This window comes from Streptomyces sp. PA03-1a, from assembly GCF_033792805.1.
In the GTDB taxonomy this organism is placed as follows: Bacteria; Actinomycetota; Actinomycetes; order Streptomycetales; family Streptomycetaceae; genus Actinacidiphila.
Genome location: NZ_JARAVO010000023.1, coordinates 49,931 through 58,764, shown reverse-complemented (window position 1 = coordinate 58,764; position 8,834 = coordinate 49,931). Strand labels below are relative to the sequence as shown.

Genomic DNA, 8,834 nt, shown 5'->3' with positions numbered 1-8,834 from the left:
GGGTACCTCCCAGTGCCGGCTGGGGGAGCGTCGCGGGGTGGGGGCACCCCCGGCCGAAGGTTGGCGGAGGGCATGTGACGACGCGGCCTAGTACCGCGTGACCGCGGTCCCGCCGCGGCCCGGTTCCGTGCCGATCGCGATGTGGGGGTCACGGCCGGGGTCGGCCCAGGCCAGGATGCGACGCATGGCGCCGGCCGGGACCGAGACGCAACCCGCCGTTGCGGCGCGGCCGTTCACGTGGAGGAAGATCCCGGCGCCGCGTTCGCGGACCGGGTGGCGGTAGTTGAAGCCGATGACGAGGGCGTGCGCGTACTGGCGGCCGAAGTCGGCGAGGTGCTCGGACTCCTCGGGGGCGCAGTCCTCGGGCAGCGGTTCGACCCAGCGGTTGTAGGAGTCCGAGGCGTTGTCCTGGCACCACCAGGAGTCCTCGGTGACCGGCAGGTACCGCGTCGTCGTGCCGGGGGGAGGCGCCTTGGTGCCGAACGCGAACGGGAGGTCGTACAGCCCGGTCGGGGTGGTCGAGGTGTCCTGCACCCGGGTCCCGCCCTCGACGAGGCCGCCGCCGCCGAAGCGGGCGGCCGCGGAGCCCGCGGCGACCCAGCGGCCGTCGCGGCGGTCCCACCAGGTCAGCGTCCCAGTGGTGGCCTCCGGGGAGGCGGCGACCGCCGTGATCAGCTGGGTGCCGCCGCCGGTGTCCGCCATGCGGTCCGGCAGCGCGGGCGGCGACCACGGGACCGCGGCCGCCGTGCCGGCCACGACGGCCGGCACGGCGAGGCGCGTCAGTGCCGCGCGCAGGCTCAAGCGGGGAGCTGCGCCTCGATGGCGGCGACGATCTCGTCGGCCTCGGGCTCGGTGCGGGGGCGGAACCGGCCGACGATCTGGCCGTCGCCGCCGACGAGGAACTTCTCGAAGTTCCACTGAACGTCGCCCGCCTGGCCCTCGGCGTCGGCGGTCTCGGTCAGCGCGGCGTACAGCGGGTGCCGCTGCTCACCGTTGACGTCGGCCTTCTCGTAGAGCGGGAAGCTCACGCCGTAGGTCGCGGAGCAGAAGGTCGCGATCTCCTCGGCCGTGCCCGGCTCCTGGCCCGCGAACTGGTTGCTGGGGAAGCCCAGCACGGTGAACCCACGGTCGGCATACCGCTTCTGCAGCCGCTCCAGGCCCTCGTACTGCGGGGTCAGACCGCACTTGGAGGCCACGTTGACGATCAGCAGGGCCTTGCCCCGGTGGTCCGCGAGGGAGGCGGGCTCACCGGTGAGGGTGCGCAGCGGGATGTCGTAGATGCTCACGTTCGGATCTCCTCGTTTGGGGCACGGACGGACCACAGGTCGTCCTTTCAACCCCGGTCACGGTGCCGATCTTCCCATGGGAGGGGGTCCGCGGCACGACCGCGGCGTGACGTCAGTGTTCGGTGACCCGCCCGGAGTCGACCCGGATGCGACGGGTGGTGTGGACGGCCTCCAGCATGCGGCGGTCGTGGGTGACCAGCAGCAGGGTGCCGTCGTAGGAGGCGAGGGCGGACTCGAGCTGCTCGATGGCGGGCAGGTCGAGGTGGTTGGTGGGCTCGTCGAGGACGAGGAGGTTGACGCCGCGGCCCTGCAGGAGGGCGAGGGCGGCCCGGGTGCGCTCGCCCGGGGAGAGGGTGGCGGCGGGGCGCAGCACGTGGGCGGCCTTGAGGCCGAACTTGGCCAGCAGGGTGCGGACGTCGGCGGGGGCCGTGTCGGGGACCTCCGCGCAGAAGGCGTCGAGCAGCGACTCGCCGCCGAGGAAGAGCCTGCGTGCCTGGTCGACCTCGCCGACGACGACTCCGGGCCCGAGGTGGGCGGCGCCGGCGTCCAGCGGGACGCGGCCGAGGAGGGCGGCCAGGAGGGTGGACTTGCCGGAGCCGTTGGCGCCGGTGATGGCGACCCGGTCGGCCCAGTCGACCTGCAGGTCGACGGGCCCCAGGGTGAACCCGGAGCCGCGGTGGACCTCGGCGCCGCGCAGCGTGGCGACGACCGCGCCCGCGCGGGGCGCGGCGGCGATCTCCATGCGCAGCTCCCACTCCTTGCGGGGCTCGTCGACGACGTCGAGGCGTTCGATCATGCGCTGGGTCTGCCGGGCCTTGGCGGCCTGCTTCTCGGTGGACTCGGAGCGCAGCTTGCGGCCGATCTTGTCGTTGTCGCTCGCCTTGCGGCGGGCGTTGCGGACGCCGTGCTCCATCCAGTTGCGCTGCATCCGGGCGCGGGACTCCAGGGCGGCCTTGGTGTCGGCGTACTCCTCGAACTCCTCGCGGGCGTGACGGCGGGCGGTCTCCCGCTCCTCCAGGTAGGCGGCGTAGCCGCCGCCGTAGGTGTTGACCTGCTGCTGGGCGAGGTCGAGTTCGACGACCCTGGTCACGGTGCGGGTGAGGAACTCGCGGTCGTGGCTGACGAGGACGGTGCCCGCCTTCAGGCCCCTGACGAAGGCCTCCAGCCGCTCCAGGCCGTCGAGGTCGAGGTCGTTGGTGGGCTCGTCGAGCAGGAAGACGTCGTATCGGCTCAGCAGCAGGGACGCCAGGCCGGCGCGGGCGGCCTGGCCGCCGGACAGGGCGGTCATCGGGAGGTCGAGGCCGACGGTCAGCCCGAGCGAGTCGGTGACCTCCTCGGCGCGCTCCTCGAGGTCCGCGCCGCCGAGGGCGAGCCAGCGCTCCAGGCCGTCGTTGTAGGCGTCGTCCGCGCCGGGCGCCCCGTCGACCAGGGCCTGCGTGGCGGCGTCGAGCTCGGCCTGGGCGGCGGCGACCCCGGTGCGCCGGGCCAGGAAGGCCCGTACGGTCTCGTCCGGGCGGCGTTCGGGCTCCTGCGGGAGGTGGCCGACGGTCGCGGTGGGCGGGCTCAGCCGCAGCTGCCCCTGCTCGGGCGCGCTGAGGCCCGCGAGCAGGCGCAGCAGCGTCGACTTCCCGGCACCGTTGGCACCGACCAGGCCGATGACGTCGCCGGGGGCGACGACGAGGTCGAGGCCGGAGAAGAGGACGCGGTCCCCGTGGCCGGCGGCGAGATCCTTGACGACAAGAGTGGCACTCATCAGGCTGCCGATGCTATCGCCCCGCCGGCCCGCGCCCTGCGGCCCGTGCGTGGCGCCCGGGACGGCCGCCGGCCGTCCCCGATCCCAGGGAGGGAACCTTCCGTGCCGAGCAAGATGGCCCTCGTCCGCCGTCCGGGTCCGCGCCTCGCCGAGGGGCTGGTGACGCACGTCGAGCGCTCCCCCGTCGACGCCGGACTCGCCGCGCGCCAGTGGGAGGGGTACGTGGCGGCGCTGCGCGCCCACGGCTGGGAGACGGTGGAGGTGCCGGCCGCCGACGACTGCCCGGACGCGGTCTTCGTGGAGGACCCGGTGGTCGTCTTCCGCGACGTCGCGCTGCTCGCCCGGTCCGGTGCCGTGTCCCGGCGCCCGGAGACGGCCGGGGTCGGGGAGGCGGTGGCGGCGCTGGGGCTTTCGGTCGACCGGGTCCGCGAGCCGGGCACGCTGGACGGCGGGGACGTGCTGAAGACGGGGGACACCGTGTACGTGGGCCGCGGCGGGCGGACCAACGCCGAGGGCGTCCGGCAGCTGCGGTCCGCGTTCGAGCCGCTGGGGGCGCGGGTGGTCGCCGTTCCCGTCACCAAGGTGCTGCATCTGAAGTCGGCGGTGACGGCGCTGCCCGACGGCACGGTCATCGGGTATCCGCCGCTGGTTGACGACCCGTCGGTCTTCCCCCGCTTCCTGCCGGTGCCGGAGGAGGCGGGGGCCCACGTGGTGCTGCTCGGCGGCGGGCGGCTGCTGATGGCGGCGAGCGCGCCGAGGAGCGCGGAGCTGCTGGGTGATAGGGGATATGAGCCCGTATCAGTGGATATCAGTGAGTTCGAGAAGCTCGAGGGATGCGTGACCTGCCTGTCCGTTCGCCTGCGGAACTTGTACGCCTGACGGCGGGTTGCCTTTTCAGTGTCACCTAACCTACGGTTTCGTAACTTACGATTCCGTAAGCACTCTCAGCGAACAGCCAGGAGCCCCGCGTGACCATTGCCCCGTCCCAGAGTGCCGGTTCGGAAGCATGGAGTGACACCAGGCTGCTGTACGCCTTGGAAGAGGTCGTCGAGACCGAGATCAACCGTCATCTGAAGGCGGCCAAGGAGTGGATGCCCCACGAGTACGTCCCGTGGAGCCAGGGCCGCGACTACGACGGTGTGATGGGCGGCGAGGCCTGGGCGCCCGAGCAGTCCAAGGTCACCGAGATCGGCCGGATATCGCTGGTGGTCAACCTCCTCACGGAGGACAACCTCCCCAGCTACCACCACGAGATCGCCACCCTCTTCGGCCGGGACGGCGCCTGGGGCACCTGGGTCCACCGCTGGACCGCGGAGGAGGGCCGGCACGCCATAGTGATGCGGGACTACCTGCTCACCACCCGTGCCGTGGACCCGGTGGAGCTGGAGCGGCTGCGCATGCAGCACATGTCGGAGGGCTTCGAGTCCGACAACGCGCACAGCATGCTGCACTCGGTGGCGTACGTGGCGTTCCAGGAACTGGCCACCCGCATCTCGCACCGCAACACGGGCCGCGAGTCGGGCGACCCGCTGTGCGAGCGCATGCTGGCGCGCATCGCGACCGACGAGAACCTGCACATGGTCTTCTACCGCAACCTGCTGGCGGCGGCGCTGCAACTGGCGCCGGACCAGGCGATGCAGGCGATCCGTGACGTGGTCGTCGGCTTCCGGATGCCGGGGCACGGGATGCCCGGCTTCGAACGCTCCGCGGCGCGGATCGCCATCGGCGGCATCTACAACCTCCGCATCCACCACGACGACGTGCTCCAGCCCGTACTGCGGCACCTGAAGGTGCTGGAGACCTCAGGGCTCGGCGCCGAGGGCCTGAAGGCACAGGAGGAACTGGGCTTCTTCATGGGCGAGCTGGACAGCCAGGCACGCAAGTTCGAGGAGCGCCGGGACGCCCTGATGGCCCGGCGGGCCGCGCGCGCCTGACGAAGCGGTGCGCGGTGGGGCGCCTCCCCGGAGGGGCCCCACCGCGGCGGGCCGGTCAGCGCGCCAGCGCGGCGACCTCGCCCACCATCCAGATCAGGCGTTCGCCGTTGTGCTCGAACGCGTGCCGGCTCACCATGCCCATCCGCAGGTAGAAGCCCTCGGCCCGCGGCTCCGCGCCGACCCCGAGCAGGCGTGCGTCCAGCGCGACCGCCCGCCGCACCAGATGGCCCCACAGCAGGCCCCCGACCCCGGTGCCGATGGACGTCCGGTCGACGAACAGCAGACCGATCCCCAGGTAGTCCTCGTGCTCGTTGAGCGTGTAGAAGCCGACGGGCACACCGTCCTTCTCGGCGACGGTGGCGTACCGGGAGGCGATGTCCGCCGCCGTGAGCTTCGGCGTCACGTCGGGGACGTCCTCCACGCGACCGCCCACCCAGTGCGACTTCGACCTCAGGACCAACGCGTCCAGGAACGGCAGCTCCTGCGGGCGGGCCGGACGGATCACGACACCTTCCATGCCACGAGCGTGGCAGCGCGCAGGCCACAGCGTCATCGGTTTTCCGCCCCCGGCAGGCCGGGCCGCCCCGGGCCGGCTCCGCGACCCACCGGGGAAGGGCGTGGGCTCCGATGACATCCTTGAGCGGTGTTCCCCTCCGGTCGCGCGGGCGCGGTGTTCTTCGACGTCGACGGCACCCTCGTGCCCGGCACGAGCTCGTCGGCCTTCCTGGCCGGCTTCCTCGGCCATCGGGACGAGTTGAGCGAGGCCGAGGACGCCTACGCCAGGGGCGCCATGAACAACCGGCAGGTCTCCGAGCTGGACGCCGCCGGCTGGGCGGGCGTGCCCGAGGGACGGGTCGCCGGGTGGCTCGACGGGCTCCCCCTGGTCACGGGCATCACGGAGACGGTGGCCTGGTGCCGGCGGAACGGACTGGCGCCCGTGCTGGCGACCCTCGCCTGGTCGCCGGTCGGCGGCCACCTGAGCGAGCGCTTCGGCTTCGACGCGTTCAGCGGCCCCCGGTTGGAGACCTCCGGCGGCCGGTTCACGGGCCGGGTCGCCCGGCACTTCGACGAGTACGGCAAGAGGGACTTCGCCCTCGCCCACGCGCGAGGGCTGGCCCTGGCCCCCGGCGCCTGCGGGGCCGTCGGCGACAGCCGCTCCGACCTGCCGCTGTTCGCGTCCGTCGGGCTGAGCGTGGCGTTCAACGCCTCGGCGGACGCCCGGGCCGCGGCGACCGTCGCGGTGGACGGCGAGGACCTGCGGGACGTGCTTCCCGCCCTGAGCCGCCTGGTCGCGGCGGTTCGCTGACGACGGGAGTCAGCCGTGGGCGGGGCCCAGGGCCCAGGCCGCGGCGGAGAACGTCGCCATCGACAGCAGCGTGGCCGCCGCAGCGGGGCCCAGGCGGAAAATCATGCAAGCACGCTTGATTGTTTCCTGCCGCGGTGCCAGCCTGTGACGCGCACGGCTTCGCTGACGCTGCGTCATTCAGGGGGACCTTTGTCCGACCCCACACCCGTACTGGACGATCTGCGGGACGAGAGCGAGGGCCTGGACGCCCTGGTCGCCCCGCTCGCGGAGGGCGCCTGGGCGGCACCGACGCCCGCTCCGGGGTGGACGATCGCGCACCAGATCGCCCATCTGGCCTGGACCGACCGGCAGTCCGTGCTGGCGGTCACCGACCCGGAGGGCTTCGGCTCCGTGGTGGAGAAGGCCGCCGCCGCGGTCGACACCTTCGTCGACGCCGGAGCCGAGGAGGGCGCGGCGCTGCCGCCCGCCGAGTTACTGGCGCGCTGGCGCTCGGGGCGGGCGGAGCTGCAGGCCGCGCTGCGGGCGCAGCCGCCCGGGACGCGCTTCCCGTGGTTCGGGCCGCCGATGAGCGCCGCGTCCATGGCCTCGGCCCGGCTCATGGAGAGCTGGGCGCACGGCGAGGACGTCGCGGACGCCCTCGGTGTCCGCCGTCCGCCGACCGCGCGGCTGCGGCACGTGGCGCGGATCGCCGTACGGGCCCGCGACTACGCGTACTTCGTCAACGGGCTGACCCCGCCCGCCGAGGAGTTCCGGGTCGAGCTGTCGGCCCCCGACGGCACGCTGTGGGCGTACGGCCCGAAGGACGCGGCGCAGCGCGTCACGGGCCCGGCGCTCGACCTGTGCCTGCTGGCGACCCGCCGCCGGCACCGCGCCGACCTGGCCGTACGTGCCGAGGGCGAGGACGCCGACCGCTGGCTGGACATCGCCCAGGCCTTCGCGGGACCGCCCGGGCGGGGCCGCGAGCCGCGTGAGGGAGGAACGGCGTGAACGCCGAGAACCGTACGACCATGCTCGAACGCCTCGCCGAACTGGAGGCCGAGCACGAGAAGGCGCTCGCGGGCGGCGGCCCCAAGTACGTGGACCGGCACCGGTCGCGGGGGAAGCTGACCGCCAGGGAGCGGGTGGAGCTGCTGCTGGACCAGGACTGCCCGTTCCTGGAGCTGTCGCCGCTCGCGGCCTGGGGCAGCGACTACCCGGTCGGCGCGTCGCTGGTGACCGGGATCGGCGTGATCGAGGGCACCGAGTGCGTGATCACCGCCAACGACCCCACGGTGCGCGGCGGGGCGAGCAACCCGTGGACCCTGAAGAAGGCCCTGCGGGCCAACGAGATCGCGCTCTCCAACCGGCTGCCGCTGGTCAACCTCGTGGAGTCGGGCGGCGCCGACCTGCCCAGCCAGAAGGAGATCTTCATCCCGGGCGGCGCGCTCTTCCGGGACCTGACCCGGCTGTCGGCGGCCGGCATCCCCACCGTCGCCGTCGTGTTCGGCAACTCCACGGCCGGCGGCGCGTACGTCCCCGGGATGTCCGACCACGTGATCATGGTCAAGGAGCGCTCCAAGGTGTTCCTCGGCGGCCCGCCGCTGGTGAAGATGGCCACCGGCGAGGAGAGCGACGACGAGTCGCTGGGCGGGGCGGACATGCACGCCCGTACCTCCGGCCTCGCGGACTACTTCGCGCTGGACGAGCCCGACGCCCTGCGCACCGCCCGCAGGGTGGTGGCCCGGCTCAACTGGCGCAAGCAGGGCCCCGCCCCGGCCGCCGCCTACGACCCGCCGCTGTACGACGAGGACGGGCTGCTGGACATCGTCCCCGCCGACCTGAAGACCCCCTTCGACCCTCGCGAGGTCATCGCGCGGGTCGTGGACGGCTCGGAGTTCGACGAGTTCAAGCCGCTGTACGGGCCGAGCCTGGTGACCGGCTGGGCGCGGGTGCACGGCTATCCCGTCGGGATCCTCGCCAACGCGCAGGGCGTGCTCTTCAGCGCCGAGTCGCAGAAGGCCGCGCAGTTCATCCAGCTCGCCAACCAGCGCGACATCCCGCTGCTGTTCCTGCACAACACCACCGGCTACATGGTGGGCCGCGAGTACGAGCAGGGCGGCATCATCAAACACGGCGCCATGATGATCAACGCGGTGTCCAACTCGAAGGTCCCGCACATCTCCGTCCTGATGGGCGCGAGTTACGGCGCCGGGCACTACGGCATGTGCGGCCGGGCGTACGACCCGCGCTTCCTGTTCGCCTGGCCCAGCGCCAAGTCGGCCGTGATGGGGCCGGCGCAGCTCGCGGGAGTGCTGTCCATCGTGGCGCGGCAGTCCGCGGCCGCCCGGGGCCTGCCCTTCGACGAGGAGGCCGACGCCGGGCTGCGGGCGATGGTGGAGCAGCAGATCGAGTCCGAGTCCCTGCCGATGTTCCTGTCGGGGCGGCTGTACGACGACGGGGTGATCGACCCGCGCGACACCCGCACGGTGCTCGGCGTGTGCCTGTCGGCGGTCCACAGCGCACCGGTCGAGGGCGCCCGTGGCGGCTTCGGCGTCTTCCGGATGTGAGGAGCACCT

9 protein-coding genes are annotated in these 8,834 nt (G+C 73.1%); 5 read left to right on the top strand and 4 right to left on the bottom strand.

The genetic code is table 11. From position 1 onward, the window contains the following. Positions 1-87: 87 nt before the first annotated feature. The 3 genes from PV341_RS07630 to PV341_RS07620 form a co-directional block, all read right to left on the bottom strand. Entirely contained in the window at positions 88-768 is a 681-nt protein-coding gene (locus PV341_RS07630) for a L,D-transpeptidase family protein (protein WP_500323955.1), read from the bottom strand. A gap of 29 nt (positions 769-797) precedes the next feature. Beyond that, entirely contained in the window at positions 798-1,286 is a 489-nt protein-coding gene (locus tag PV341_RS07625; RefSeq protein WP_500357096.1) for a glutathione peroxidase, read from the bottom strand. A 112-nt stretch (positions 1,287-1,398) separates the two neighbouring features. Further along, positions 1,399-3,039, bottom strand: a complete 1,641-nt coding sequence (locus tag PV341_RS07620; protein ID WP_500323839.1) for an ABC-F family ATP-binding cassette domain-containing protein — start codon at positions 3,037-3,039, stop codon at positions 1,399-1,401. Positions 3,040-3,141: 102 nt separating this feature from the next. On the opposite strand from PV341_RS07620, the gene ddaH reads away from it, so the two are divergent. Both ddaH and PV341_RS07610 read left to right on the top strand, forming a co-directional pair. Beyond that, the gene (gene ddaH, locus PV341_RS07615; RefSeq protein WP_500323838.1) at positions 3,142-3,918 is read left to right on the top strand and encodes a dimethylargininase; all 777 of its coding nucleotides are present in this window, start codon (positions 3,142-3,144) and stop codon (positions 3,916-3,918) included. An 89-nt stretch (positions 3,919-4,007) separates the two neighbouring features. Next, a complete protein-coding gene (locus tag PV341_RS07610; protein ID WP_500357094.1) occupies positions 4,008-4,973 on the top strand; it encodes an acyl-ACP desaturase in 966 nt (321 codons plus the stop codon). A gap of 55 nt (positions 4,974-5,028) precedes the next feature. On the opposite strand, the gene PV341_RS07605 is transcribed toward PV341_RS07610, so the two are convergent. After that, positions 5,029-5,490: a GNAT family N-acetyltransferase gene (locus PV341_RS07605; RefSeq protein WP_500323836.1), complete on the bottom strand. Its 462-nt coding sequence runs from the start codon at positions 5,488-5,490 to the stop codon at positions 5,029-5,031. A gap of 126 nt (positions 5,491-5,616) precedes the next feature. On the opposite strand from PV341_RS07605, the gene PV341_RS07600 reads away from it, so the two are divergent. From PV341_RS07600 to PV341_RS07590, 3 genes are all read left to right on the top strand, one after another. Then, positions 5,617-6,279, top strand: coding sequence for an HAD family hydrolase (locus PV341_RS07600; protein WP_500357092.1), 663 nt, complete (start codon positions 5,617-5,619; stop codon positions 6,277-6,279). A gap of 189 nt (positions 6,280-6,468) precedes the next feature. Continuing rightward, positions 6,469-7,266 carry a TIGR03084 family metal-binding protein gene (locus PV341_RS07595; protein ID WP_500323834.1) on the top strand — a complete coding sequence of 266 codons (798 nt, stop codon included), beginning with the start codon at positions 6,469-6,471 and terminating at the stop codon, positions 7,264-7,266. A gap of 20 nt (positions 7,267-7,286) precedes the next feature. Beyond that, a complete protein-coding gene (locus PV341_RS07590; protein WP_500323954.1) occupies positions 7,287-8,825 on the top strand; it encodes an acyl-CoA carboxylase subunit beta in 1,539 nt (512 codons plus the stop codon). Positions 8,826-8,834 lie beyond the last annotated feature (9 nt).

Excerpts from the sequence above, each read along its gene's own strand:
- PV341_RS07605 (WP_500323836.1), bottom strand. The coding sequence starts at position 5,490 with ATGGAAGGTGTCGTGATCCGTCCGGCCCGCCCGCAGGAGCTGCCGTTC.
- PV341_RS07620 (WP_500323839.1), bottom strand. The coding sequence starts at position 3,039 with ATGAGTGCCACTCTTGTCGTCAAGGATCTCGCCGCCGGCCACGGGGAC.
- PV341_RS07590 (WP_500323954.1), top strand. The coding sequence starts at position 7,287 with ATGCTCGAACGCCTCGCCGAACTGGAGGCCGAGCACGAGAAGGCGCTC.